Below are 25693 nucleotides of genomic sequence, written 5' to 3'. Positions count from 1 at the left end.
TACATGAATGCCCATTCAAGAACAAGCGTCGATGCGCAGCGGGACGGAGGGGGCGGCCGCATCGGCCGGGCGGCCCCAGGATTTACGGAACGGCAACACGAAGATCGTTCCCGACCGCGCCCGCCGTCGTTGGACCGATCATGATGATCACGACCGACGCCCCTGCCACCCTCGACCCCGACGGCTTAACCGAGGTCCTCTTCGAGGACGGTCCGGACGGCGCCTACCTCCACGGGCACTGGCGCAAAGCCGTCTCCGCCGATCTGTTCCGCTACCGCCCCGGGGCCCGGATCGAGGAGAGGTGGCAGCTCGCGTACGACCGCCTGCGGGCACTGAACGCCGAACTTCCGCTCTCCCCGCAGTGGCTGGCCGGGGATCCGCGCGAGCTGGCCGCGCTGCACGAATGGGCCGCGGTGGTGGACGGCGCGACGGCGACCGTGGCCGGCATCCACTACAACCTCTTCCTGGGCAGCGTGCTCGACGACGAGGTGTCGCCGCCCCGCGAACTGGGCGAGTTCGCCTCCCTGGCCCGCATCGGCACCTTCCTGTGCACCGAGCGGGCACACGGGAACGACGCGGCCGCGTTGGAGACCGTCGCCCGCTACGACCGTGAACTCGACGGTTTCGTGCTGCACACGCCGAACGAGGGCGCACGGAAGTACATGCCGAACACCGGCCCGGCGGGCGGGCCGAAGACGGCGCTCGTCGCCGCCCGGCTGCTGGTCGACGGCCGGGACCAGGGCGTCTTCCTGTTCCTCACCCCGCTGAGCGACCGCCGGGGGACGCTGCCGGGAGTCACCGTCGCGCTGCTGCCGGAGCGGGTCGGCAGTCCGGTGGACCACTGCGTCACCGGCTTCCACCACGTCCGCCTGCCGCGGACCGCGCTGATCCAGGGGCCGCACGGACGGCTGCTGCCGGACGGCACCTTCACCAGCGCGGTGGGCAGCTCGCGCAAGCGGTTCCTGCACGCCATCGGCCGGGTGACGGTGGGCAAGCTCTGCATGAGCGCGAGCACCCTCGGCGGCTGTCGGGCGGCCCTGGCCGCCGCGGTCCGCTACGCGTACGTGCGGCAGATCTCCGGTGCGGGCGACGGGGGCCGGGTCCCGCTGGCCGCGCACCGCAGCCACCACGGCCGGCTGCTGGACTGTGTGGCCACCGCGTACGCCATGACCTTCCTCCACCGGGCGGTCACCGAACGGTGGATCACCCACCGGCCCGAGGAGCGCGCGGCGGCGGAGCGCCTGGTGGCGGTCGCCAAGGGCTGGATCACCTGGCGGTCCAGGGACATCACGATCGAGAGCCGGGAGCGCTGCGGGGCCCAGGGGCTCTTCCCGGTGAACGGCCTGGCGGAGTACGCGGCCAACGTGGACGGGGCGATCACCGCCGAGGGGGACAACCTGGCGGTCTGGTGCAAGGCCGGCGCCGAGATGATCTTCGGCCACGCGTCGGCCCCGGCGCCCGAGGTGGCCACCGGCGCGGAGGACCTGACCGACCTGGCCTTCCTCCGGCGGGCTCTCGCCGCCGCCGAGCACCACTGGCACTCGGCCGCCCGGCGCGACCTTCGCGGCGGCGGGTCGGGCGACGGCCTGGGGCGCTGGAACAACGCGTCCGACGCCGCGCTGGCCCTCGTCGAGGCGTACGCGGTGGGGCAGGCCGCGGACGCCTTCGTCGCGGCCTGCGCGCGGGTCGCCGACCCCGCCACGCGCGCCGTCCTGGCGGACCTGGGCGCGCTCTTCCTGCTCGGGCAGGTGGACTCGCGCAGCGGACTGCTGCTGGTCGGGAAGGCACTGACCGCCGGGCAGGTCGGGGCGCTCGCCGGGACCCGGCGGCGGCTGGTCGCCCGCCTGGCCCCGCACCTGGCCGCGCTGACCGCGGCCTTCGACGTCCCGGAGGAGCACCTGTCCTCGCTCCCGATGCTCGCGGCGGTCCCGGTTCCCCGCCCCTGAAGCCGACGCTGTTCACGAACCGCCACCGCTCCGGGGCCGGCGCCTGCTCCTGAACCCGGCACCACTCCTGGACGGGCACCAATCCTGGACGCCCCCCGACGGCGGCACGCCCGGACGCGGGCGTGCCGCCCCGGAGGCCGCCGCGCCGGGGCCACCGCCCCCTCGGCAGCAGGACGCCCCACCGGCCCGACTCACTCGTACGGAGGAGGCCGCCGGCCAGCCCGGCCGCCCCGCCCGCGCCGAGGGTCCCGACTCCCCCGTGGTCGGGACCCTCGGCGCGCACCGGCCGATGGCCGGCGGCCTCAGCCGCGCAGGTGGCCCAGGACGGACCGGACGGCGTGCCGCACGGCCTCGCGGGCCTCCTCCGTCAGGTCGACGGTCTCGAAGCCGTGGTGGCCGCCGGGCACGTCGACCACCTCGACGTCGGCCCCGGCGTCCTTCGCGGCGGCCAGGAACTTCTCGATCGTGGCGTCGATGTCCGTGCGTTCCAGCTCCACCCGGGTCAGGACGATCGGCAGCGCGCCCGCGGAACGCACCGCCGTGGCGGGGACGAACCGGCCGTCGGCGGCCATCCCCCAGTTGGGCAGCGGCGCGAGGACGGGGTAGGTCGCCGCGACGCAGCGCAGCCAGGACGGGGGCGCCGCGAGCACCTCCGCCGAGAGCGGCCCGCCGCCGGAGAAGTACCAGATCGCGATGCGGTCGCCGTCGACCCGCGGGTCGGCCCGGACGAGTTCGACCGCCGCGGAGACGTTCTCGGCGGCCTCGGCGTAGTCGTGCAGGTCGTGCAGCCCGTGGTCCACCGTCACCCCGACGGCGCCCAGGCCCGCGACGTACCGGGCGTAGCCGACGAAGGTCGGCCAGTCGCGCGGGGTGGGCCGCATCTCGGCCGGCACCGGGCCGCCGTGGACGAACACGATCGCCGGCGCCGGCAGGTCGCCGTCGGGGCGGTAGAGGTCGACCGCCCCGACCCGCTCCCGGGGGCGCTCCGGAAGGTCCAGCAGGAAGGGATCGAGGTGCGCGGGCCGCTCGGTGGCCGCCGCGGACAGCCGGTGGCCCTCGCCGGCGGCGGCGGCGAGCAGTACGGCGGACAGCTCCCCGGGGGCCGAGAGCATCGGCCAGTGGCCGGTGTCGAGGTCGAAGAAGCTCACCTGCGGGTCGGTCAGCGACTGCAGGCGCGGGTCGCCGAAGCCCACCAGGGCCTGCACCATGGCGATGCTCGTCCCGTTCACCGTGCAGAACACGCCGGTGGTCGGCAGGCCGGCGGTCGCGCCCGACAGGCGGAGCGGCTGGGTGAGGGTGCCCCGCGGCTGCGGTGCCGCGAGCCGGGTCATCCGCGCCAGGGCCTCCTCGGAGAGCCCGGCGACGCTGCCGCCGCGCTGCCACTCGTCGGGCGCGGGCGCGGGGATCCGCCAGTCGGCGTTCTCCTGCTCGGCGGCGTCGAGCAGGAGGTCGCGGACGGCCTGGTCGGCCACCTGGAGCGCGGCGTCGCCGTCCTGCGGCATCCCGGCGTCCAGGTACACGATCCGGGCGATCCGGTCCGGGCGCCGGTCGGCGGCGCCCAGCACCGGGTGGATGCCGTAGTCGTGGCCGACGATCACCAGCTGCGGCGCGTCCACCTCGTCGATCAGCTGGACCAGGTCCTCGACGTGGGTCTCCAGGTCGGTGCCGGGGCCCGCCAGGTGGCGGCGGTCCCCCATGCCGGTGAGCGTCGCCGGGTGCACCTCGGCGCCCGACTCGCGCAGCCGGGCTGCCAGCTCCTGCCAGATCCAGCCACCGGTCCAACTGCCCGACACCAGTACGAAAGCCGTCATGACTGCCTCCTCGCATACCTCATCCCGCGCGGTCGGCCGGGCCGGCCGTCCGCGCTCGTCGGTACGGTAGGAACTCCCCCTGCGGGAGATTCAAGGCCGCCGGCGGGCTCCGGGCCGGCCGCACCTGGCGCCCGGGCTCAGATCCAGCCCCGTTCCTTGGCCAGCAGGCCCGCCTGGAAGCGGTTGGCCGCGCCCAGCCGGAGCATGATGTCGGCGATGTAGCGCCGGAAGGTGCGCAGCGAGACGCCCATCTCGCGGGCCGCCGCCTCGTCCTTGTCGGTGCGGGTGAGGACGTCCAGGACCCGGCGTTCGATCTCGGACAGCGGCGGCAGGACGACCTCCCCGTCGCCCTCCTCGGCGGGCAGCTCCCGGCTGCTCTCCCAGACCTGTTCGAACCACGCGACCGTGTTGGCGACCAGGCCGGCCTGCCGGACCACCAGGGTCGCCTGCTGGTAGTCGTCCGGATCGACCGGCACCATGGCGACGCCGCGGTCCCAGATCACCATCCGCCGGATCGCCTGTTCGGTGAACCGTACTTCGCCGCCGAGCGCCACGAGTTCGCGCAGGTAGGCCCTGGTCGCAGGATCGGCGACCGCCTCCGGGCCGACGACCGTGCGCCAGCGGATGCCGCGCCGCAGCATCCGCAGGTCGGACTGCCGGGCCTGCTCGATGCTCTCCGGCTGCCACCGGTTCGGCAGCAGCGCCATCAGCTCGCGGAAGGTGAAGAAGGCCAGGTCGGCGAGGCGGTCGCGGATGGCGTCGACACCGTCCACCCGCTCGATCTCGCCGACCGGTGTCTCCGCCAGGCCGTGCTTGTGCTCCTCGGAGAGCGCCGCGATCACCTTGCGGGCGGCGACGACCTGGTCGGTGGCGTTCCGCAGCTCGCCGAGCTGCTGCTCGACCAGCCACTCGACGGCCACCGACGGGTCCGAGACCAGCACGGTGTGCTTGTCCGAGAGGCGGATCAGGCCCTTGCCCTGCAGCCGCTCCAGGGCCTCCTCGACGGTGTCGCGGTCCCAGCCGAAGGCGGCGCCGGCCACCTCGGCCGCGTGACCCGGATGTCGCAGGAAGTACCGGTACAGCCGGAGGTGTTCGTCCGGAACCCCCAGCGCGATCAGACTCGACAACGTTCCCCCCGATCCCCGGTCGAGTGGCAACAAGCTGTCATCCGTTGCCGTTTCTGACACTAGAACAGGGCCCGGCGGCGGAGCACGCTGGGGTCATGCCCAAGATCTTCTCGTCCTCGGCCCGCCCGGCCGCCGTGCCGGACCTCGACCCCGGCGCCAGTCCGGAGGCGGCCGTGAGCCTCGCCTCGGTCACCAAGGTGTACGGCCGCGGCGCCGGCACCGTGCACGCGCTGCGCGGCGTCAGCGTCGACATCCCGCGTGGCAGCTTCACCGCGGTGATGGGGCCCTCCGGCTCCGGGAAGAGCACCTTCCTGCACTGCGCCGCCGGCCTCGACCGGCCCACCGGCGGCACGGTGACGCTCGGCGGGAGCGAGCTGACCGGGCTGGACGAGACCCGGCTGACCCGGCTGCGCCGGGACCGGATCGGGTTCGTGTTCCAGGCGTTCAACCTGATGCCGTCCCTGACGGTCCTGCAGAACATCACCCTGCCGCTGCGGTTGGCCGGGCGCCGCCCCGACCGGGCCTGGCTGGCGGAGATCGTCGAGCGGGTGGGCCTGGCGGACCGCACCGGGCACCGGCCGGCCGAGCTGTCCGGCGGGCAGCAGCAGCGGGTGGCCGTGGCGCGGGCGCTGGTCACCCGGCCGGAGGTGGTGTTCGGCGACGAACCCACCGGCGCGCTGGACACCGTGACGGCGAAGGAGGTGCTCGGGCTGCTCCGGCAGACCGTCGACGAGCTGGGCCAGACCGTCGTCATGGTCACCCACGACCCGGTCGCCGCCTCCTACGCCGACACCGTGCTCTTCCTCGCCGACGGCGCCCTCGCCGACGCCCTGACCGCGCCGACCGCCGAGCTGGTGGCCGACCGGATGAGCCGGCTGGGAGCGTGGGCCTGATGTTCTTCCTCGCCCTGAGCACCCTGCGGGCCCGCAAGGGAGCCTTCATCGGCGCGTTCGTCGCGCTGATGTGCGCCGCCGCGCTGGTCACCGCCTGCGGCGCGCTGCTGGAGACCGGACTGCGCGGACGGATCCCCACCGAGCGGTACGCCGGTACGCCGCTGCTGGTGACGGCGGACCAGCAGCTGCACCGGATCGAACGGAAGGGGGACAAGACGAAGGACAAGACGAAGGCGCTGACCGAGCGGGCCTGGCTGGACGCCCGCACCGCGGACCGGCTCGCCGCGCTGCCCGGCGTCCGCGCCGTCGTCCCCGAACTGACCTTCCCCGCCCAGGTGCTGGGCCCGGGCGGCCGCGACGCGGGCCTCTCCTCCTGGGGGCACGCCTGGGAGTCCGCCGTGCTCACCCCGTTCGGGCTGGACGCGGGTCGGGCCCCCGCCGCCGACGACGAGATCGTGCTGGACTCGGCGGCCGCCCGGAGCGCCGGGGTCGGGGTCGGTGGCACGGTCACCGTGCAGTCCGGGGCCGCGCCCGCCGCGTACCGGGTGGTCGGGGTGGCCTCGCCCGCCGGCGGCGCACTGGCCCGGCAGTCGGCGCTGTTCTTCGCCGCCGGTGAGGCCCGGCGGCTGGCGGCCCGCCCCGGGCAGGTGGCCGCGATCGGGCTGCTCACCGAGCCGGGCGCGGACCTGGCCGCGGTACGGGCCCGGGCCGTCGGGGCGCTGAAGGGCACGGCGGCCGAGGTCCGCTCGGGCGACGCCCTCGGCCCGGCCGAGTTCCTGGACGCGGGCAAGGCCCGGGTGAAACTGATCAGCATGGGCGCCGCGATGGGCGGCACCTCGCTGCTGGTGGCCCTGCTGGTGGTGACGGGCACCTTCTCGCTCTCCGTCCAGCAGCGGGTGCGTGAGCTGGCACTGCTCCGCGCGATCGGGGCGACGCCGCGCCAGCTCCGCCGGACGGTCGGCCGCGAGGCCCTGGTGGTCGGCCTGCTCGCCGGACTGCCCGGTGCGGTGGCCGGGCTCGCGCTGGCCGGCTGGCTGCACCGCCGGTTCCTCGCGCTCGGCGCGCTGCCGGACACCCTGCATCTGCTGCTGAGCCCCTTCCCGCCGATCGTGGCCGTGCTCGCGACGCTGCTGGCCGGCTGGGGCGCCGCCCGGGTGTCGGCGCGGCGCCCGGCCCGGGTGCACCCCACCGAGGGTCTCGCCGAGGCCGCCGCGCCGAAGCCCCGGTCGGGGGCGGTGCGGCTGGTCGCCGGCCTGCTGGCGGCCGTCGGGTACGGGGTGCTGGTGCTCGTCCTGTCGAGCCTGCACACGGACGCCGGTGCCACCCCCGTGACCTTCCTGTCCGTCGTCCTGGCCGCGATCGCCACCGCCCTGCTCGGCCCGCCGGTGGTCGGGTTCGCCACGGCGGTGCTGGGCCGGGTCGTCCAGGTCCTCTCGCCGGCCGCCGGGTTCCTCGCCGCGCAGAACGCCCGCGCCCAGGCGCAGCGCCTCGCCGCCGTGGTCACGCCGCTCAGCCTGGCCGTCGCGATGGCCTCGACGATCCTGTTCACCCAGACCACGACGACCCGTGCGGCGGGCGACCAGGTGCGGACCGGCACCACCGCCCCGTACGTGCTGGCCGCCGCCGGGCCGGGCGTGCCGCGGGCCGCCGCCGAGGCGGTGCGCGGGGTGCCCGGGGTCGAGGCGGTGACCGAGGTGGTGCGGTCGACCGTGTACGCGGGGCCGGACAGGTTCCCGGCCCAGGGCGTCACCCCGCGGGGCCTGGGTCGGACGATGGATCCGAAGGTCACCGCCGGGTCGCTGGACGCGATGGGCGAGGACACCGTCGCCGTCAGCCGGCTCGCCGCCGACACCAGGAAGGCCGCGGTCGGCGGGACGCTGCCGGTCACCCTGGGCGACGGGGTCACGGTGACGCTTCGGGTGGTCGCCGTCTACGAGCACGGGCTCGGCTTCGGCGACCTGCTGCTGCCGCTGGGGGTGCTGGCGGCGCATGTGGACAACCCGCTCGCCTCCTCGGTGCTGGTGGCCGGCTCCGCGACCGGCGGAGAACTGGGCGCCGCCCTGGGCCCGTTCCCGGCCGTCCGGGTCCTGGACCGGGCGGAGCTCGACGCCGTCCGGGGCGCGCAGGCCGGCAGCCAGGCGCAGGTCAACCATGTGGCGATGGGCCTGATCATCGCCTTCACCGGCATCGCGGTGGTGAACACCCTGGTGATGGCGACCGCCGCCAGGCGCCGCGAGTTCGCGATGCTGCGCCTGATCGGCACCACCGGACGGCAGGTCCGGGCGATGCTCCGCTGGGAGACGCTGATGGTGGCCCTGCTCTCCGTCGGGCTCGGCACGGCCGTGGCGTACGCGACGCTGGCGGCGTACAGCGCAGGTATGACGGGGACGGCCAGGCCGTACGCACCGCCGCTGACCTACCTGGGCGTGGTCGGGGCGGCGGTGGCCCTCACCTTCGTGGCCACCGCGCTGCCGGCACGGCTGGCGCTGCGCGCGGACGCGGCGGGGGCGATCGGGTCGCGCGAGTAGGACGGCCGGGGGCCGGGCCGCGCACCGGCCCGGCCCGCCGGCCGCCCTACCGCCTGCCCTACTGCCCGCCCTGCCGGTCAGGGGCCGGGCGGGTCCGGCGGGTGGCTCGGCTCCGGGCCCGGCTCCGGCTCCCGGTCCGGCTCCGGGTCCGGGCCGGGGTCCGGCGGCAGGATCCGGCAGAGCGCGTCGAGCGCGGCGCCGTAGGCGGACTCCGAGGGGGTGGCGTAGCCGACCACCAGCCCGTCGGCGGGCGGCACGACGGCGTCCGGGTGGCGGAAGCCGGCCAGGCCGTCCAGGGCGACGCCCTCCCAGGTGGCGGCCTTGACCGAGGAGGCCTCCGTCCCGGGCGGCAGCCGCAGGACGGCGTGCAGCCCGGCGGCGATGCCGGTGACGGCGATGTGCGGTGCCTGCGCGGCGAGTTGCTCCACCAGTCGGCCCCGCCGCGCGCGGTGGCGCTGGCGCATCCGCCGGACGTGCTTGTCGTACCGGCCCGACTCGATCAGCTCGGCGAGGGTCAGCTGGTCCAGCGCGCCGGTCCAGGCCTCGCGCTCCCCCTTCAGCGCGAGCACCGGGGCGACCAGGTGCTCGGGCAGCACCATCCAGCCGAGGCGGACCGCCGGGGAGAGGCTCTTGCTGACCGAGCCGATGTACACCACGTGCTCCGGGTCGAGGCCCTGCACGGCGCCGACCGGCTCCCGGTCGTAGCGGAACTCCCCGTCGTAGTCGTCCTCCAGCACCAGGGTGCCGTTGGCGCGGGCCCAGTCGACGGCGGCGGCCCGCCGCTGCGCGTGCAGCGGGCCGCCGGTCGGGAACTGGTGGGCGGGGGTGAGCAGCACGGCCCGGGGGGCCGTCCGCGGCGAGGCGGCGGTCCTCGGCGCCAGCTCGTCCGTCCGGGTGCCCCTCCCGTCGATGCCGAGCGGCACGGTCCGGACGCCCGCCCCTTCGAGCAGCCCGCGGTGGAAGGGCAGTCCGTACGCCTCCACGGCGAGCGGGCCGCGCAGCACCTTGCCCTCGAAAAGCAGCCGCAGGGCGTGGGCGAAGCCGGCGCAGACCACGATCCGGTCGGGTGTGGTGCGGACTCCGCGGACCCGGGCGAGGTAGGGCGCGAGGGCCTCGCGCAGCTCGGGCCGCCCCTGCGGGTCGCCGGGGCCGAAGGCCTCGTCGGGGGCGGCGGTGAGCGCCCGGCGGGTGGCGGCGACCCAGGCGGCGCGGGGGAAGGACGCGGCGTCCGGCTGACCCTGGCGCAGGTTGTGCGCGGGGCCGGGCCGGTGGCCGGAGGGCTTCTTGGGGGTACGGGCCGGTCTGGCCGGTGCGGCCCGTTCGGCGACCCGGGTGCCGGAGCCCTGCCGGGCGGTGAACCAGCCTTCGGCGACCAGTTCGGCGTAGGCGTCGGCCACCGTGTTGCGGGCCACCCCCAGGTCGAGGGCGAGGGTGCGGTACGGCGGCAGCCTGGTGCCCGGGGCGAGCCGGCCCGCGCGCACGGCCTCCCGCAGTGCCTGGGTGAGCGCGGCGCGGCGGCTGCCGGTGGCGGGGAGGTCCAGGTGCAGGTCGGGGCCGGTGGCGCCGGGCGGTTCGGCCGCTGGTCCGGCTGCTGGTTCGCGCATCGGGTCGCCCCTTCGGTCGGGCTGCCGTTCCCGGTCGGCGGCGCTCGGCAGGGCTCGGCGGGGGTCAGGGTCAGGGCTCGGCGAGCGGTCAGCGGGCGGTGTCCTGGTCGCCGGCCCGGCGGCGCAGGGCGTTCTGGGCCGCGACGTACTTCAGCATCAGGCGGGCGAATTCGAGGCGCTCGTCCTCGGGCCAGTCCGCCGTGACGTACTCGAAGGCGGCCCGCTGGTGGCGCCGGAAGCGGGCCATCAGTTCCCGTCCCTCGGGGCTGAGGTGAAGGATCGTCCGGCGGCCGTCCTGCTGGGAGGCGGTGCGGACCAGGTAGCCGGCGCCGATGGAGTCGGAGACCATCCGGCTGGCCACCGAAGGGTCCACGCTGAGGTGCTCGGCCACGGCGCCGACGGTGATCTCGCGGGCCTCCTCGGCCTGTTCGCCCTCCAGGACGATGTTGAGGACGAGGGTGCGGCTCAGGTCCTTCTGGGAGATCGGGTTCTCGACGTCCAGCAGCGAGGAGCGGCGCAGCTTCCCGAACGCCGGGCCCACGGCGTCCAGCAGCTCGTCGGCGGTGCCGGGCGGGTGCTTGGTCATGCCCTCATCGTACATAGGTGACTCCTTGCAGGCATGTGTTGACACGCAAACGTGTGCATGTAAGCATGCATATGTAGCAAGCAAACAACTGGACGGAGTCCTCATGACCACCCTCGTAACCGGCGCCCGCGGCAAGGTCGGACAAGCTGTCATCAGCCGTCTGCACGCGGCCCGTCACGCCGTCCGCGCCGCCAGCGCCGACCCCTCCGCACTCACCGTCCCGGACGGTGTCGAGGTCGCCGAGCTCGTCCTCGACCGGCCCGCGACCTTCGAGGCCGCGCTCCGCGACGTGCGCCAGGTCTTCCTCTATCCCAACCCCGCCGGCATCGACGCGCTGGTCGCGGCCGCCGAGGCGGCGGGCGTCGAGCACGTCGTCCTGCTCTCCTCCTCGTCCGTGCTCGGCCCCGACGCGGAGCGGGACCCGCTGGCCGGCCACAGCCTCCGGGTCGAGCGCGCCCTCACCGCGTCCACCCTCACCTGCACCTTCCTGCGGCCGGACGCCTTCGCCAGCAACTCCTTCGGCTGGGCCCGCGCCATCGGCGGCGCCCTGCCGGTCGAACTCGCCTACCCGGACGCGCAGATCGCGCCCATCCACCCCGAGGACATCGCCGACATCGCGGCCGAGGCGCTGACCGGCGACTCCCTCACCGGCCGCTCGTTCACCCTGACCGGCGCCGAGTCGCTCGCCTTCCGCGAGCAGATCGCCCTGCTCGCGCAGGCCGTCGGCCGGGAGATCGAGGTCCGCCGGATCACCCGCGCCGAGGCCGAGGGGCAGTTGGGCGCCTTCATGCCGGCGCCGATGGTGTCCTCCCTGCTCAACCTGTGGCAGGCCGCCGACGGCCGGCCCGCCGAGGTCGCCGACACCACCGAGACCCTGCTCGGCCGGCCCGCCCGCACCTTCCGGCAGTGGGCCGAGGAGAACGCCGCCGCCTTCGCCGGACACTGAACCCGCCCGGGCCCGTCCCGCGGCAGAACAGGAGCAGAACATGGAACCGCAGAGGCAGATGAAGCCCGTCGGCTACTGGCTCAACCGCACCGACGCCGCCCTGACCAGGTACGTCGACGGGATGCTGGCCGCGGACGGCCTCAGCCGGCTCGGCTGGCAGGTCCTCAACGTGATCGAGGACGACCCGGAGGCCACCGACACCTCGGTCCTGACCGTGCTGGCCGCCAACGGCGAGGCCGCCGTGCTGGCCGCCACCGTCGAGTCACTGGTCACCGGCGGCTGGGCGGCCCGCCCCGCTCCCGGCCGCCTCGCCCTCACCGACGACGGCCGGACCCGGTTCGCCCGGGCGGCCGTCCGGGCCGGGGCCTTCCGCAAGGAGGCGACGGCCGGCGTCACGGACGAGGAGTACCGGATCGCCGTCACCGTCCTCGAACGCATCGCGCGCAACGCGGAGGCCGCCGCCGACGCGGCCGGGTACGCCGGCCCTGGGCGCTGAGCCCCGCCCCCTGGTACGGGCTCCTCGGGTCAGCTCGCCGGCTTGAGCCGTCCGAGGGTGAAGCCCTCCCCCGCCGGGTCCAGCTCCCTGGTGGCCCGTTTGAAGAGGTACTCGGCCCGCTCGTACGACAGCCGGCCGCGGCCGGTGTGCGGGCACAGGTCGGCCGGCCCCGGCATCCGGGCCGGACCGGGCCGCCGGTCGGCGAGGAAGAGCGGCCCCGCGGACCGGCCCGCCAGCAGGCCGGGAAGCAGCCGGGCCGTCCCGGCGCGCCAGCTCACCCAGCCGTCGCCCGCGCGGGCCCGGCGGTCCTCCAGGTCCAGATCCTCGATGTTCAGCGACAGGACGACCCGCACCGCGGCCGCCGACTCGTGCAGCAGGCGCCACAGGGCCAGTTCGCGCGGCGCCGGGCCGGGGCTGCTCCAGAGGGCCGCCAGCTGGGCCGGCCCGAGCGGCTCGGTCCGGTGCCCGGGCCCGGTCCGCCGGGCCAGGCCGTCCGCCAGGCCCTCCGCGCCCGCCCAGGCGCCGAAGGAGCGGACCGCCGAGCGGTGGCGGTTCCAGGTCGCGGCCGCCGTGCCGCCCCAGACCGCTGTGAAGGCCCGCGCCACCTCCTCGGGGGCCACGGCGGACAGGGGCCGCCGCTCGCCCACGGCCAGGCCGAGCCGCCGCAGGGTCTGCCCGTACGAGCGGACCGTCCCGGCGTCCAGGTCCTCGCGTGCCAGGAACTCCGCCGCCGCGTCGCCGAGGGTGGGGCCCGGGGCCACGGCCGGCGCGATCTCGTCCGCGCGCCGGAGGAGGAAGGCGCGCTCGGCGGCGTTCCCGGTCAGGGAGGCGGCGCGCTGGAACTCCTGCCGCGCCTCCTCCCGCCGGCCGAGCCCCGACAGCAGGTCGCCGCGCACACTCGGCAGCAGGTGGTAGTCGCGCAGCGCGGGGTCGGCGGCGAGCGCGTCGGCCACCGCGAGGCCGGCCTGCGGCCCGCGCGCCCGGCCCAGTGCCACCGCCCGGTTCAGTTGCACGACCGGCGTGGGCAGCAGCCTGGCCAGCGCCTCGTACAGCGCCGCGATCTGCTCCCAGTCGGTGTCCTCGGCGGTCCGGGCCTGCGCGTGGCAGACCGCGACGGCGGCTTGCAGCACGTACGGGCCGGGTGTCCCGCCGATCCGGCGGGCCGTCAGCATCGCGGTGAAGCCGCGGCGGATGCGCAGCTGGTCCCAGCGGCCGCGGTTCTGCTCGTGCAGTCGGACGGGCTCGCCGGCCGGGCCGGTCCGGGCGGCGGAGCGGGACTCCTGGATCTCCATCAAGGCGAGCAGTCCGTGCACCTCGGCCTCGTCGGGCACGAGTTCGGCCAGCAGCCGGCCCAGCCGCAGCGCTTCGTGACAGAGCCCGGGGCGCATCAGGTCGTCGCCGGAGGTGGCCGAGTAGCCCTCGTTGAAGATCAGGTAGACCACTTCGAGCACCGAGGACAGCCGCCCGGCCAGTTCCGGCCCCTCCGGCAGGGTGAACGGCACCTGCTCCTCGGCCAGGGTCCGCTTCGCCGCGGCGATCCGGCGGGCGACGGTGGGCTCGTTGACCAGGAAGGCCCGCGCGATCTCCTGGGCCGTCAGCCCGCCGAGCAGCCGCAGGGTCAGGGCGATCCGGCCCTCGGCCGGCAGGACGGGGTGGCAGGAGATGAAGATCAGTCGCAGCAGGTCGTCCTGCTCGGGGGCGGGCCGCGACCGCGGCTCGGAGTCCCGCTGCTGCTCCAGCTCGTGGGCGAGCTGTTCCTGCTGCTGCGTCAGGCGCCGGGAGCGGCGGACGTGGTCCACGGCGCGGCGTTTGGCCACGGCGGTCAGCCAGGCGCCGGGGTTGTCCGGCACTCCGGCCGCGGGCCACTGTTCGAGTGCGGAGACCAGGGCGTCCTGGGCCAGCTCCTCGGCGAGGCCGACGTCGCGGACCATCCGGGTGAGGGCGGCGACGATCCTGGCCGATTCGAGTTTCCAGACCGCGTCGATCGTGCGGTGCACATCCAGCACAGGCACGATCACAGCACCCGCCCCGGCCGGGCCGCAACCGGGGCGGCCGGGGACGGGGCGGGTGCCGGGCACGGTGCCGGACGCCGAGCGGGCCGGCCGGCAGCGTGCCGGCCGGCCCGGGCAGGCGTTCAGGGCAGGCGTTCAGGGCAGGCCGGTCGGCGCGGGCCGTTCAGGGGCCGAACACCTGCTGGACCACGCTCTCGCCGTCTCCGACGATCCGGCGGAAGCGGCGGGCGAGTTCGATCGCCTCCTCCTTGGAGCGGACCTCGATCAGGGCGAAGCCGGCCACGGCCTCCTTGGCCTCGGCGAACGGGCCGTCCGTCACGGTGATCTCGTCCCCCGCGGAGCTCACCAGGATCCCGCCCGGCTCGAGTCCGCCGGTGGCCAGCAGGACGCCGGCCGCACTCAACTCCTCGATGAACTTGCCCATCTCGGCGAAGAGGGCCTCGTCGGGGGCGGTGTCGGTGGCCTTGGTCGTCATCAGGTAGCGCATGGTCTCTCCTCGGTCGGGTCGTCCGGTGACTTGCTCTGCCCAGACGTCGATCGGGCCGATGTGACAGGGAATGGTGCCGTTCCCTGTCACATCGCCGGTTCGACGTGGAGGCGAGACCCGAAGCTTCCGCCCCGGAAAGTGAGACCAGCCATGAGCACCGTCCAGCTCCCCACGGCTTCCACCAGCACCACCGCCCCCGCCGCGGCCGCCCGGACGGCCGGCACCCGTACCCTGCTGGCCTGCGCGGTCGTCGCGGCGCCGCTGTGGGCCGTCGTCTCACTGACCCAGGCCCTCTGCCGGGAGGGCTTCGACCTGACCCGGCACCCGCTGAGCGCCCTGGGCAACGGCTCCCTGGGCTGGCTGCAGATCGCGAACTTCCTGCTCGCCGGCCTGCTGACCGTCCTCGGCGCGACCGGCCTGCGCCGGGTCATGCGGGGCACGCCCGGCGGCACCTGGGCACCCCGGCTGGTCCGGGTGTTCGGCCTGGGCATGATCGCGGCCGGCGTCTTCGTGATGGACCCGGCCGACGGGTTCCCGGTCGGCACCCCCGCCGGGCCGCCCGCCACGCTGAGCCCGGGCGGTTACGGCCACATGGCGGCCGGCTCGATCGCCTTCACCGCCCTGATCGCCGCCTGCTACGTCCTGGGCCGCCACTTCTCCCGGGCCGGGCGGCGGGGCCCGGCGGTCGCCTCCCGGGTGGCCGGCACCGCGCTGCTGCTGGGCAACGGCTGGGCGATGAGCGGCGGCCCGGACGGCACGGTGACCCTGGCCGTCGGCGTCATCACCGCGATGCTCTGGGTCTCCGTGGTCGCCGCCCGGGCCCGCCGCAGCGCCTGACCCCCCGGCGGGCACTCCCCGACAGGGCAGGTCCCCGGCAGGGGCAGGCCCCGCCGGACGGGGGACGAACGGACGAGGACCCCGACCGGAAACCCGGTCGGGGTCCTCCCCTGTCGCCTGAGGACCCCCGTACCCCAGGCCTCCCACGCCCCGGCGCCGCCGGGCGGCCGTCAGGCCGCGAGCGCGTGGTCGCTGCGGTGGGCGATCCGCCCGCGCAGGGCGAAGGTCGCCGCCGAGCTGAGCAGGCCGCCGAGCAGCGCGATCCACCACAGGGCGTTCGCGCCGAGACCGGCGTAGAGGGTGACGCCCAGGGTGAGGGCGGCGAACCGGGCGAGCCCCCAGGTCCAGCTGAAGGCGCCCTGGTAGCGGCCGCGGGCGTGCTCCGGGGCGAGGTTGGCGACCACCGCGGCGGCGATCCCGGCCACCACGGCCTCGCCCAGCGACCAGACGACCACCGAGAACGCGAACCCGGCGATGCTGTCCGCGAGCCCGGTGAGCGCCACCCCGACGGCGATCAGCACGCTGCCGGCGGCCTGGACGGGCAGCTGCGGCAGCCGGGACAGCCAGGCCGTCGCGAACGGCTGGACACCCACCACCAGCAGGGCGTTGACCGCCGCCATGGCGCCGTACACGGCCGGCGGGAGCCCGCTGTCGTGGACCGCCATCGGCAGCGCGACCTCGGTCAGCGAGTAGACGAAGAGCTGCACGCCGAACAGCGGGAGCAGCGCCATCAGCAGGCCGTCCCGCAGGACGACGCCGTAGCCCGCCCCGTCCCGGGCGACCGTCGGCGCCTTCGCCACCGGCCGGGTCTCGCGCAGCCGGGTCGCCACGACGAGGGCGTAGACCAGCATGGTGCCGGCGTCCACCGCGAAGAGCAGCCGGTAGCCGTGCTCGGCGAGGTAGCCGCCGAGCACCCCGGCTGCCGCCGTACCGATGTTGACGCCCCATCCGAACAGGGCGTACGCCCGCTGCCGGCGCTCCGCGTCCACCGCGTCGGCCATCAGCGCGTACGCGGCCGGGCCGACCGTCGCCCCGGCGGCGCTGAGCAGCAGCGCCGCGGCGGCCATCGTCGCCACGCCGGGGGCCACGTACAGCGCGCCCTGCGCCACCGCCGCCCCGAGCAGCCCGATCAGCATGGTCGGGCGGCGCCCGATCCGGTCCGCGAGCAGGCCGCCGACCGCCGGTCCGAGCAGGTTGCCCGCCCCGAGGGCGCCGAGCACGTACGAGGTCTCGCTGCCGGTGACGCCACGCGCGGCCAGGAAGAACACCAGGAACGGGGTGACCAGGTAGCCGAGGCGGTTGACGATGGTGCCGGCGAACAAGGTCCATACGGTGGGCGGGAGTCCGCGGAAGGTGGAGAGCATGGGAGGAGCCTGCGGCCGGGGCGCCCCCGGGCACCATTGATTAAGCTGAGACCGAATCAGTCGGACGATCCGGAGGGCGGGCGGATGGAATCGGGACTGAGTTTCTCCGCGGCGGACCTGGCGCAGACCCGCTTCGCGGTGTCCCCGATGTGGGAGGTCGTGACCAGTTTCCGGCTGCTCAGGGCGCAGGCCGAGCCGCCCGTGCACGGGCGCTGGGCCGCGCAGGTACGGCCCCGGCTGCTGCGGGCCGGGCTGGGCCACGGATGGCTGGCCGAGCTGATCCCCGGGCAGGGCTACCTCGCCGACCTGCTCAACCCGACTCCGGCCGGTCCCTTCCCCACCCTCGCGGCCGAGCTGGCGGCGATCCGGCGGACGGCGCCCGAGCAGGTCCGGACCGAACTGGGGATGCTGGACACCACCGGGCGCGACCTCGACGCCTCCCCACGGGCGCGGCTGCTGCGCGAGGCCCCCGAGGCGGCACTGGCGAAGGTGACGGCCGAGATCGAGGCGTACTGGGAGATCGCCCTCGCGCCCTACTGGGCCCGGATCAGCCAGCTGCTCGAAGCCGACGTGTTCCACCGGGCCAGGCAGGTCGCCGAGCACGGCTCCGCCCACGTCCTCAACGAACTGCACGGCTCCGTACGGTGGGACGACGGCACCCTGCACCTGGTCCGCCGGCAGTGCGCGCTCACCCGGGACCAGGCCGGCTCGGGACTGCTGCTGGTGCCCTCGGCGTTCGCCTGGCCGCAGGTGCTGACCCGTTCCGTCCCGCCGGACCCGCCCCAGCTCGCCTACCCCGCCCGCGGCATCGGCACCCTCTGGGAGCCGCGGACCGGCACCTCGGCCGACGCGATCGCCGGCGTCCTCGGCCGTTCCCGGGCCCTGCTGCTGGCGGAGCTCGACACCCCGGCCTCCACCACCCAGCTGGCCAGGCACTGCGGCCTGTCCGCGGCCGGCGTCTCCCAGCACCTCACGGCCCTGCGGGACGCGGGCCTGGTCACCGCCCACCGCAGCGGCCGGTCGGTCCTGTACGCCCGGACGGCCGTCGCGGACGCCCTGCTCTGCCCGTCGGGCGGCGCACGCGACCTGACCTGACCTGCCCCGCCCGGGCCCGACGCCGAGTGCTCGGCACGACGCCCCCGCCGGTGCCAGACTGGACGGTGAGCGACGGAGGACGCCATGGGCTTCTACACGACGCAGGTCGTTCCGCGGATCATCAATGTCGCCTGCGGCATGAAGGAGGCCGACCCCCTGCGCCGTCGCGTCTGCGACGGCCTGGCCGGCGAGGTCGTCGAGATCGGCTTCGGGTCCGGCCTCAACGTCCCCTTCTACCCGGCGACCGTCACCCGGGTCTCCGCCGTCGAACCCTCCGACCTGGGCTGGCGACTGGCCGGCCGGCGGCTCGCGGCGACCAGGATCCCGGTCCAGCGCACCGGCCTGGACGGCCAGTCCCTGCTGTACCCGGACGACAGCTTCGACGCGGCGCTGTCCACCTGGACGCTGTGCACCATCCCGGACGCCGACGCGGCCCTGCGCGAGCTGCGCCGCGTCCTCAAGCCGGGCGCGGCCCTGCACTTCGTCGAACACGGACTGGCTCCGGACGAGTCGGTGCGGCGCTGGCAGCACCGGCTGGACCCGATGCAGCAACGGCTGTTCGGCGGGTGCCACCTCACCCGCCCGATCGTCGACCTGCTGACCGCCGCCGGCTTCACCGTCACCGAACTCGACGTCTTCTACGAGAAGGGGGCCCCGAGGGTGATGGCCGCCGACTCCCTGGGCGTCGCCACGGCCGGGCACTGACCCGACCCGCCCGGCGGCAGCCGATCGCGCCCGCCCGGCCACCGGCCGGCGCCCGCCTCAGCGACCCGTCGGCAGGCCCCGGCCGGCGGCGAGCCGGCCCAGCAGTCCGGTGAGCACGGCGTGCTCCTGCTCGGTCAGACCGTCGGCGAACCGCGCGTCCAGCGTGTGGGCCGACGCCGAACAGGTGTCGAGCAGCTCGCGGCCGTGGTCGGTGAGGGTGAGCAGCTGACGGCGCCGGTCGGCGGGGTCGCGGGTCCGCCGGATCGCGCCGAGGCCCTCCAGGTGGTCGGCGAACCCGACCACCAGGCTGGGCGCGACGCCCATCACCCGGGCGACGTCGAGCTGGGAGGCGGCCAGCCCCTCGGACAGCACGATCATGAGGCCGACCTGCTTGGGCTTGAGGCCGTGCGGCTCGACGGCGGCGGCGAACAGCTCGGTGGCCATGGCCCCCAGGACCCCCAGGCGGAAGACCGTCGACGCCTGGACGGGCGGCACTGCGGGCGCGCCCGCATCCGCCGCGCCACCCGGCCGGGCGGCGGAGCGACCCTCCGCACGGGTTTCGGTACGGGGCTCGGTACGGGCTTCGGCGCCGCCATCGGCACTGACATCGGACATGCCGCCATGCTACATTCCAGAAATCATTCAAAGCTCGAATGATTCACGCTCTGACCAAGGAGGCACCGTGCTCGACCTCTCCACCGTCCAGCTGCACGCCGCGGACCTGCAGGACGGCATCGTCGGTCTGGCCGCCACCAACCCGGCGAGCACCCTGCGGCGGTCGGCCCAGGTGCTCGCGGACATGGCCCGTCTGCTGGACATCCCGGTCACCCTCTCGGCGGCGCCCCGACCCGGCGGCCCGGCCGTGATCGCCGAACTGACCGAGCGCCTGCCCGAAGCACCGCTCTTCGTCCGGAGCGGCCCGTGCGCATGGGACGACCAGGCCGTCCGGCAGGCGATCACCGCCCGCGACCGGCGGAACCTGGTGCTCTGCGGAGTGCTCACCGAGGTCGTGGTGCTGCACACCGCCCTGGCCGCCATCGAGGCCGGTTTCACCGTGCAGGTCCTGATCGACGCCTGCGGCGGCATGTCCGCCCGCACCGAGGAGGCCGCCCTGCGGCAGATCGAGGCGGCCGGCGGACGCGTCACGAGCGTGGCGGGCTTCATCTCCGACCTGGTCCGCGACTTCACCACCCCGACCGGCCGCCAAGCCGTCAGCGGCCTGCACGGCCTGCTCGCACCGGCGCACTGACCACCGGTCGCCGCACCCGCACCCGCACCCGCACCGCGCCGGGCCGCGCCGCCGACCACCCACCGCCCGTTCGCCGCCACCGGCGGCGCCGTCGGACCAACGCCACGACACCAGCCCCGCCGGCCCTCGCGGCGCGGCCGCAAACGGCCGCGCGGAGCGTAGCTTGAAAGGACATGGCAAGGGCGGGCCGCCGGCGGCCACCGCCACGACCAGGCCCTTCGCCCCTCGGAACCATCCCGGGACCCCGCCCCGCGCAGCCGCCGGCGCGCCGGCGGACCGGACGGCGCAGGAGGAGAAGGCCATGCCTTTGCGGACCGGATGGGTCGTCACCGCCCTTGCCCTCCTGCTGGCTTCCGGCACGGTGGCATCCTGCGGGGCCCCACCGGGCACCGTCACCGGGGCGGCGCGGACGACGGCCACCCCAGGCGGCCCGGCCGCACCGAGCGGCTCGGCACCGGCGGCCGGCACCCCGACCGCCACCTCCGCGGCCACGCCCGTACCGACCCCGTCCCCGACCCCGACCCCGAGCAGGGGAGCACCGACCTTGAACCCCACCGCCCCGCAGCCCACCGCGCCGGACAGCTCCGGCGACGGGACGGACGAGCCGACCCCGGCCCAGCTGGCCGGCCGGCGGGTCGTCTTCTCCTACCCGGGCCTGACACCGCCGCCCGCCCTGCTGGCGGACATCCGCGCGGGCCTTGTGGCCGGGGTGATCTTCTTCGGCGAGAACGTCTCCAGCCCTGAGCAGCTGCGCGGGGTCGTCCGGCAACTGCGCGAGGCGCAGCAGCAGAGTCCGGTCCAGGCCCCGCTGCTGCTGATGACCGATCAGGAGGGCGGCCTGGTCCGGCGACTGCCCGGCGCCCCCGAACTGTCCGCCCGCCGGATCGGCCAGGCCGCCGACCCGGTGGCCGCCGCGACCGCGGCCGGCACCGGCGCGGGAACGAACCTGGCCGGCGTCGGCCTCAACGTCAACCTTGCCCCCGTGCTCGACGTGTACGACGTGCCCGGCAACTTCGCCGACCACGCCGAGCGCTCGTTCAGCTCCGACCCCGACGTCGTCACGGCCCTCGGCACGGCGTTCATCAAGGCCCAGCAGCGGACCGGTGTCGCCGCCACCGCCAAACACTTCCCGGGGCTCGGCACGGCACCGGCGAACAGCAACACCGACACCGGCCCGGTGACCCTGCCGGCCGGCCTGAGCCGGCTGCGCGACGTGGACGAGGCGCCCTACCCCGACGCCGTCGCGGCGGGCGTCGGGCTCGTCATGCTGTCCTGGGCCGTCTACCCGGCCCTGGACCCGGACCACCCGGCCGGCCTGTCGACCACCGTGGTGGAGCGGGAGCTGCGGGAGCGGATCGGGTTCGAGGGCGTGACCATCACGGACGCGCTGGAGGCGGGCGCCCTGCAGGCGGTCGGCACCACCGGCCGGCGCGCGGTGGCGGCCGCCCTCGCCGGCATGGACCTGCTGCTCTGCTCGGCCCGGGACACCGGCCAGGGCGAACAGGCCGCGGCGGCCCTCGCCGAGGCTCTGAGCAGCGGCCGGCTCGACCGCGAGGAGTTCACGGCCGCCGCGGACCGGGTGACGGCCCTGCGGTCCAGCCTGGACTGACGCCGGTACAGCCCGGGCCGGGCCGCACCCCGGCGCAGGCCCAAGCACCCCGCCCCCGCCCGTCCGGCCGGCTGAGCCCCCGTCCGTCGGCCCCCGCTCGCCCCCCCGCTCGGCCCCGTCCGGCCGTACTCAGCCCTGCCACACGGCGACCACCGCGGCGGCCCGGGCCAGGCCCTCCGCATGGCCGGCGCGGGCTGCGGCGGCCCGGCGGGCGGGGTCCATCAGCTTGCGGCCGAACACCCGGCGGGCCTCCCGCCCCGGGACGAGCAGGGCGACCTCGGCGCCGCCGTCCCGCAGCTCGGCCACCTGCCGGGCGGCGCTCGGGCCGGGCGGGCTGGGCACCGGCGCGATCACCACGATCCGGCGGTGGCCGCGCGCCAGGTCGGCGTTGGCGGTCGAGCAGGAACCTGGCGCCCTGGACGGCGGTGATGCCGACGGCCGGCGCGTCCGCCGGGTCGCCGAGCTGCTGTCGGCGGAGCTCCTCCGGCGTGGCTCCGGAGGCCAGCTGGGTGCCCAGGACGGCGCCGGCCGAGGTGCCGATGAACTGGTCGGCGCCGGAGAGGTCGGCGCCGGCCTGTGCCAGGCCGGCCAGCAGGCCGGCCGCCCAGGCGCAGCCGACGATCCCGCCGCCGCCGATCACCAGTGCGCGCTGTTCCATGTCCGCCCGCCCGTCCCCGGAGAATGAAACGGGGATAACTCCCCGCTTGTGCCGAGCACGATAACATCCGAACCGGGGAATGCTCCCCGAATCCATCCAGGGAGTGGCCTTGAGCACCGAGGAACAGCACCCGGCGACCAGCCCGGAGCCGCCCGCCGGCCGCCGCCCGCCGGCCCTGCGGCGGGACGCCCGCCGCAATCGCGAGCTGCTGACCACCGCCGCCCGGGAGGCCTTCGCCGAGCAGGGGCTGGACGCGCCGCTGGACGAGATCGCCCGCCGCGCCGGCGTCGGCAACGCCACCCTGTACCGGCACTTCCCGAGCCGGGCGGCCCTGATCGAGGCGGTGTTCCACGACTCGCTGGCCGAGACCCTCCGGGCCGGCGAGCGGGCCCGGGAGAGCGAGGACGCCTGGGCCGGCCTCACCGCGTACGTCGACGTGGTCTTCGCCGGCCTGGCCGCCGACCGCGGCACCACCGACCTGATGACCACGGCGATCGAGGGCGTCGCCTCGCTGGAGACCCTGCACGTGAGCAACCGGGAGACGGTCGACCTGCTGCTCCGGCGGGCCCAGCGGCAGGGCACCGTCCGCGGCGACGTCACCACCGAGGACCTGCTGTTCTCGCTGGCCGCCCTCGGCCGGGCCGTCCCCGCGCTGGCCGCCACCGCACCCGCCGCCTGGCGCCGCTACCTGGCCCTGCTCCTGGACGGCCTGCGGGCCGGGGCCGCCGGCCCCGCGCTGCCCGCGCCGCCGCTCACCGCCGGCGAACTCGGCGGGGTGCTGCGGGAGCTGGGCCCGAACAGCGCGCGCTGACCGCCCGCCGGCCGAGCACGCGGGCGGGCCCGACGCCTCCGGCCGGAGACGTCAGGCCCGCCCGACCCTGCGTCAGATCCCCTGTCGCGGAGCCCGTCGGACCTCGCGTCAGATCCCCTGCGGCGCGGCCGGCTGGGCGGCCTCCTTCGGCGCGCGGAGCATCACGAGGGCCAGCACGAAGGCGGTGACGAGCAGTCCGGCCCCGACCGCGAACGCGAGGTGGTAGCCGCCGGTCAGCGCCTCGGCCCGGTTCCGGCCGGCCGCGAGCAGACCGCCGGTGCGGGACGCGGCCAGCGTGGAGAGCACCGCGACCCCCAGCGCCATGCCGATCTGCTGGGTGGTGTTGAACAGCCCGGACGCGAGCCCGGCGTCGTCGGCCCCGGCGCCGGACATCCCGAGCGTGGTCAGCGCGGGCAGGGCGAGCCCGAAGCCCGCCGCGAGCAGCATCACCGGGAGCAGGTCGGTGACGTAGTCGGCGTGCACGGGGATCCGGACCAGCAGGCCGAGGACGCCGACCAGCAGGGCCAGCCCCGCCAGCAGGACGTTCCGCTCGCCGAAGCGGGCGTTGAGGCGGGCGGATACGCCGAGCGACACCACGCCGATCACCACGGCAGCCGGGAGCATCGCGAGGCCCGTCCGGGCGGCGCTGTAGCCGAGCACCTGCTGCAGGTACAGGGCGACCAGCACCTGGAAGGAGAACAACGCGGCGACCATCAGGATCTGCACCAGGTTGGCGCCCCGGACCCCGCGCGGCCGGAGGATCCGCAGCGGCATCAGCGGGGTCCGCGCGGTGGCCTGCCGGACGACGAAGCCGACCAGCAGAGCGACGGAGAGCGCGCCGAGGCCGAGTGTCCGGGCCGAGGTCCAGCCCTGCTCGCCGACCTTGACGACGGTGTAGATCCCCAGCATCAGCCCGGCGGTGACGAGCAGCGCGCCGATCACGTCGGCCCCCGCCGCGAGGCCGGAGCCCTTGTCCGCCGGGAGCACCAGCTTGGCGCCGGCCAGCGCCGCCAGCCCGATCGGCAGGTTGATGATGAAGATCCAGTGCCAGTTGAGCGCGTCGGTGAGCACGCCGCCGAGCACCTGGCCGATCGAGGCGCCGGCCGCGCCGGTGAAGCTGAAGACGGCGATCGCCCGCGCCCGCTCGGCAGGCTCCACGAACAGCGTCACCAGGATGCCGAGGCTGACGGCGGCGGCCATCGCACTGCCGACCCCCTGCAGGAAGCGGGCGAGGACCAGCACGACCGGTGAGCCGGCCACGCCCGCCAGGAGCGAGGCGGCGGTGAACACCGCGGTGCCGGCCAGGAACATCCGCTTGCGGCCGAGCAGGTCGCCGAGCCGCCCGGCCAGCAGCAGCAGGCTGCCGAAGGCGATCAGGTAGGCGTTGACCACCCAGCTCAGCCCCGCCGGGGAGAAGCCCAGGTCCCGCTGGACGGCCGGCATCGCCACGGTCACGACGCTGCCGTCGAGGACGACCATCAGCATCCCGCTGGCGATCACCGCGAGGGCGAGCCCGCGCGACCGGGACCCGGAGGGGGTGGTGGGTGCGGGGAGCGGGGTGGTGTCGGGGGAATCGGAGACTACGGACGTGGCAGGCATGGGTCTCTCCCGTCGAATGGGTCAACAAGAAAGACCGTAGCAGATAGTTCCGTAATAGACGATCCTCTTCGGACCTACTTGCTGCGCTGACGCGCCCGGCGGACCGGCTGGGGATTCTCCACCGGGGTCGCCAACGGCCCGCCGACCAGGCGGTTCAGCATCCGCAGGAAGACCTCCCGCTCGCCCTCGGACAGCTCCGCCAGCGCCTCCCGGTGCACCTCGTCCACGATCGACTGGCTCTGCCCGGCCACCCGCGCCCCCTCCTCGGTGACCGCGATGATCCGGGCCCGCCGGTCCTTGGCGGACGGGCGGCGCTCGGCGAGACCGGCCTCCTCCAGCGCGTCCACCGTGACCACCATGGTGGTCTTGTCCATGCCGCCGATCTCGGCCAGCTGGATCTGGGTGCGCTCCTCCTCCAGGGCGTGGACCAGCACGCAGTGCATCCGGGCGGTGAGCCCGATCTCGGCGAGGGCCGCCGACATCCGGGTCCGCAGGACGTGACTGGTGTGGTCCAGCAGGAAGGACAGGTCCGGTTGGTTGCGCGCGGGCGCCATGGCGGTCATACCCACCAGCATAGGCAACTCGGTCCGTAGCGGATTATCCGGAACAGGAGCGAGACCCCGGCCGCCCGGGGCGGGACTCGGGCCGCCATCCGTGCCGGAAGGGCGTCGGCCGGGACCTACCCCATGGTCCTGGCGCCGTCCAAGGACTCCCGGATGATGTCGGCGTGCCCCGCGTGCTGCGAGGTCTCGGCGATGACGTGCAGCACCACCCGCCGTACCGACCACTGCGCCCCGGGCTCGAACCAGGGCGCCTGCGGGAGCGGATGGGCCGCGTCCAGGTCGGGCAGGGTCGCCACCAGTTCGTCGGTCCGCCGGGCCACCCGCTCGTACTCGTCGAGCAGTCCGGCCAGCGTCTCGTCCCCGATCATCCGGAACTGGTTCTCCCAGTCCACCGGCTCGCTCGCCATCGCCTCGGCGCCGCCGACCGCGAAGCGCATCCAGCCGGCCTCGACGCCGGCCACATGCTTGATCAGGCCGCCCAGGCAGAGTTCGCTGACCGTGGTCCGGCGGGCCGCCTCCTCGTCGGTGAGGCCCTGGACGGTCTGCCGCAGGAAGCCCCGGTGCCGCGCGAGCGACTGGAGCAGATCGGCGCGCTCGCCGGCGGGAGCTTCCCGAAGAGCCGACATGGCACCTGCTTCCTCTGAGGTCCGGCGGGCAGGGGCGCGGCCGGCGCGGTCCGGCCGCCCGGGCCGCCGACCCGGCTGCCACCCAACCACACAGCGGGCCCGGGCTCCCGGAACCGGGCCGGACGGTCCCCGGTTCGGCCC

General features: G+C 75.6%; 23 protein-coding genes and 1 pseudogene. 11 read left to right on the top strand and 13 right to left on the bottom strand.

The genetic code is table 11. The features are described 5' to 3' along the window. Nucleotides 1-140: 140 nt before the first annotated feature. Nucleotides 141-1946, top strand: a complete 1806-nt coding sequence (locus tag OG689_RS22260) for an acyl-CoA dehydrogenase (protein ID WP_266322672.1) — start codon at nt 141-143, stop codon at nt 1944-1946. Between the two features lie 302 nt (nt 1947-2248). Here the strand turns inward: OG689_RS22260 and OG689_RS22255 are convergent, their stop codons facing one another. After that, nucleotides 2249-3757 carry an alpha/beta fold hydrolase gene (locus OG689_RS22255; RefSeq protein ID WP_266322671.1) on the bottom strand — a complete coding sequence of 503 codons (1509 nt, stop codon included), beginning with the start codon at nt 3755-3757 and terminating at the stop codon, nt 2249-2251. A 137-nt stretch (nt 3758-3894) separates the two neighbouring features. Then, the gene (locus tag OG689_RS22250; protein WP_266322670.1) at nt 3895-4884 is read right to left on the bottom strand and encodes a helix-turn-helix transcriptional regulator; all 990 of its coding nucleotides are present in this window, start codon (nt 4882-4884) and stop codon (nt 3895-3897) included. Nucleotides 4885-4979: 95 nt separating this feature from the next. On the opposite strand from OG689_RS22250, the gene OG689_RS22245 reads away from it, so the two are divergent. Both OG689_RS22245 and OG689_RS22240 read left to right on the top strand, forming a co-directional pair. After that, nucleotides 4980-5777 carry an ABC transporter ATP-binding protein gene (locus OG689_RS22245; protein WP_266322669.1) on the top strand — a complete coding sequence of 266 codons (798 nt, stop codon included), beginning with the start codon at nt 4980-4982 and terminating at the stop codon, nt 5775-5777. After that, complete coding sequence (locus tag OG689_RS22240) at nt 5777-8305, top strand: FtsX-like permease family protein (RefSeq protein ID WP_266322668.1); 2529 nt, start codon at nt 5777-5779, stop codon at nt 8303-8305. Before OG689_RS22245 ends, OG689_RS22240 begins: the two co-directional genes overlap by 1 nt. A 77-nt stretch (nt 8306-8382) precedes the next feature. Here OG689_RS22240 and OG689_RS22235 read toward each other — a convergent pair whose 3' ends face one another. Beyond that, nucleotides 8383-9909, bottom strand: a complete 1527-nt coding sequence (locus OG689_RS22235) for a PLP-dependent aminotransferase family protein (RefSeq protein WP_266322667.1) — start codon at nt 9907-9909, stop codon at nt 8383-8385. Nucleotides 9910-9997: 88 nt separating this feature from the next. Further along, a complete protein-coding gene (locus OG689_RS22230; RefSeq protein ID WP_266322666.1) occupies nt 9998-10495 on the bottom strand; it encodes a MarR family winged helix-turn-helix transcriptional regulator in 498 nt (165 codons plus the stop codon). Between the two features lie 103 nt (nt 10496-10598). Here OG689_RS22230 and OG689_RS22225 point away from each other — a divergent pair, with 103 nt between their 5' ends. Both OG689_RS22225 and OG689_RS22220 read left to right on the top strand, forming a co-directional pair. Beyond that, complete coding sequence (locus tag OG689_RS22225) at nt 10599-11441, top strand: NAD(P)H-binding protein (protein WP_266322665.1); 843 nt, start codon at nt 10599-10601, stop codon at nt 11439-11441. 40 nt (nt 11442-11481) lie between these two features. Continuing rightward, on the top strand, nt 11482-11937 hold the full coding sequence (locus OG689_RS22220; RefSeq protein ID WP_266322664.1) for a MarR family transcriptional regulator: 456 nt from the start codon (nt 11482-11484) through the stop codon (nt 11935-11937). 29 nt (nt 11938-11966) lie between these two features. On the opposite strand, the gene OG689_RS22215 is transcribed toward OG689_RS22220, so the two are convergent. Both OG689_RS22215 and OG689_RS22210 read right to left on the bottom strand, forming a co-directional pair. Further along, nucleotides 11967-13949 (bottom strand): sigma-70 family RNA polymerase sigma factor, encoded by a 1983-nt coding sequence (locus OG689_RS22215; protein ID WP_266322663.1) that lies wholly within the window; start codon nt 13947-13949, stop codon nt 11967-11969. A gap of 163 nt (nt 13950-14112) precedes the next feature. After that, nucleotides 14113-14436: a YciI family protein gene (locus OG689_RS22210; RefSeq protein WP_266322662.1), complete on the bottom strand. Its 324-nt coding sequence runs from the start codon at nt 14434-14436 to the stop codon at nt 14113-14115. Between the two features lie 150 nt (nt 14437-14586). Between OG689_RS22210 and OG689_RS22205 the strand changes: the two genes are divergently transcribed. Further along, nucleotides 14587-15273, top strand: coding sequence for a DUF998 domain-containing protein (locus OG689_RS22205; protein WP_266322661.1), 687 nt, complete (start codon nt 14587-14589; stop codon nt 15271-15273). 170 nt (nt 15274-15443) lie between these two features. Here OG689_RS22205 and OG689_RS22200 read toward each other — a convergent pair whose 3' ends face one another. After that, nucleotides 15444-16637 (bottom strand): MFS transporter, encoded by a 1194-nt coding sequence (locus OG689_RS22200; protein ID WP_266322660.1) that lies wholly within the window; start codon nt 16635-16637, stop codon nt 15444-15446. 84 nt (nt 16638-16721) lie between these two features. Here OG689_RS22200 and OG689_RS22195 point away from each other — a divergent pair, with 84 nt between their 5' ends. Both OG689_RS22195 and OG689_RS22190 read left to right on the top strand, forming a co-directional pair. After that, entirely contained in the window at nt 16722-17732 is a 1011-nt protein-coding gene (locus tag OG689_RS22195) for a DUF5937 family protein (protein WP_266322659.1), read from the top strand. Nucleotides 17733-17816: 84 nt separating this feature from the next. Then, a complete protein-coding gene (locus tag OG689_RS22190; RefSeq protein WP_266322658.1) occupies nt 17817-18437 on the top strand; it encodes a class I SAM-dependent methyltransferase in 621 nt (206 codons plus the stop codon). A 57-nt stretch (nt 18438-18494) separates the two neighbouring features. Here the strand turns inward: OG689_RS22190 and OG689_RS22185 are convergent, their stop codons facing one another. Then, entirely contained in the window at nt 18495-19052 is a 558-nt protein-coding gene (locus tag OG689_RS22185; protein ID WP_266322657.1) for a MarR family transcriptional regulator, read from the bottom strand. Nucleotides 19053-19119: 67 nt separating this feature from the next. Here OG689_RS22185 and OG689_RS22180 point away from each other — a divergent pair, with 67 nt between their 5' ends. Together OG689_RS22180 and OG689_RS22175 are read left to right on the top strand one after the other, a co-directional pair. Beyond that, a complete protein-coding gene (locus OG689_RS22180) occupies nt 19120-19686 on the top strand; it encodes an isochorismatase family protein (protein WP_266322656.1) in 567 nt (188 codons plus the stop codon). A gap of 544 nt (nt 19687-20230) precedes the next feature. Next, nucleotides 20231-21295, top strand: coding sequence for a glycoside hydrolase family 3 N-terminal domain-containing protein (locus tag OG689_RS22175; RefSeq protein WP_266322655.1), 1065 nt, complete (start codon nt 20231-20233; stop codon nt 21293-21295). Nucleotides 21296-21424: 129 nt separating this feature from the next. Here OG689_RS22175 and OG689_RS44860 read toward each other — a convergent pair whose 3' ends face one another. After that, nucleotides 21425-21652 carry a hypothetical protein gene (locus OG689_RS44860; RefSeq protein ID WP_323189399.1) on the bottom strand — a complete coding sequence of 76 codons (228 nt, stop codon included), beginning with the start codon at nt 21650-21652 and terminating at the stop codon, nt 21425-21427. Between the two features lie 163 nt (nt 21653-21815). Next, nucleotides 21816-21953: pseudogene (locus OG689_RS44855) on the bottom strand (patatin-like phospholipase family protein); the annotation flags it as partial. A 175-nt stretch (nt 21954-22128) separates the two neighbouring features. On the opposite strand from OG689_RS44855, the gene OG689_RS22165 reads away from it, so the two are divergent. Further along, complete coding sequence (locus OG689_RS22165; RefSeq protein ID WP_266327341.1) at nt 22129-22764, top strand: helix-turn-helix domain-containing protein; 636 nt, start codon at nt 22129-22131, stop codon at nt 22762-22764. Between the two features lie 108 nt (nt 22765-22872). Here the strand turns inward: OG689_RS22165 and OG689_RS22160 are convergent, their stop codons facing one another. From OG689_RS22160 to OG689_RS22150, 3 genes are all read right to left on the bottom strand, one after another. After that, nucleotides 22873-24363, bottom strand: a complete 1491-nt coding sequence (locus tag OG689_RS22160) for an MFS transporter (RefSeq protein WP_266322654.1) — start codon at nt 24361-24363, stop codon at nt 22873-22875. 74 nt (nt 24364-24437) lie between these two features. Continuing rightward, entirely contained in the window at nt 24438-24926 is a 489-nt protein-coding gene (locus OG689_RS22155) for a MarR family winged helix-turn-helix transcriptional regulator (RefSeq protein ID WP_266322653.1), read from the bottom strand. A 116-nt stretch (nt 24927-25042) separates the two neighbouring features. Then, entirely contained in the window at nt 25043-25552 is a 510-nt protein-coding gene (locus tag OG689_RS22150) for a DinB family protein (protein ID WP_266322652.1), read from the bottom strand. Nucleotides 25553-25693: the final 141 nt, after the last annotated feature.

Origin of the sequence: Kitasatospora sp. NBC_00240, from assembly GCF_026342405.1 — a bacterium.
GTDB lineage: Bacteria > Actinomycetota > Actinomycetes > Streptomycetales > Streptomycetaceae > Kitasatospora.
Note: the sequence above shows the minus strand (reverse complement) of the source record. Positions and strands in the feature narration are given on the sequence as shown.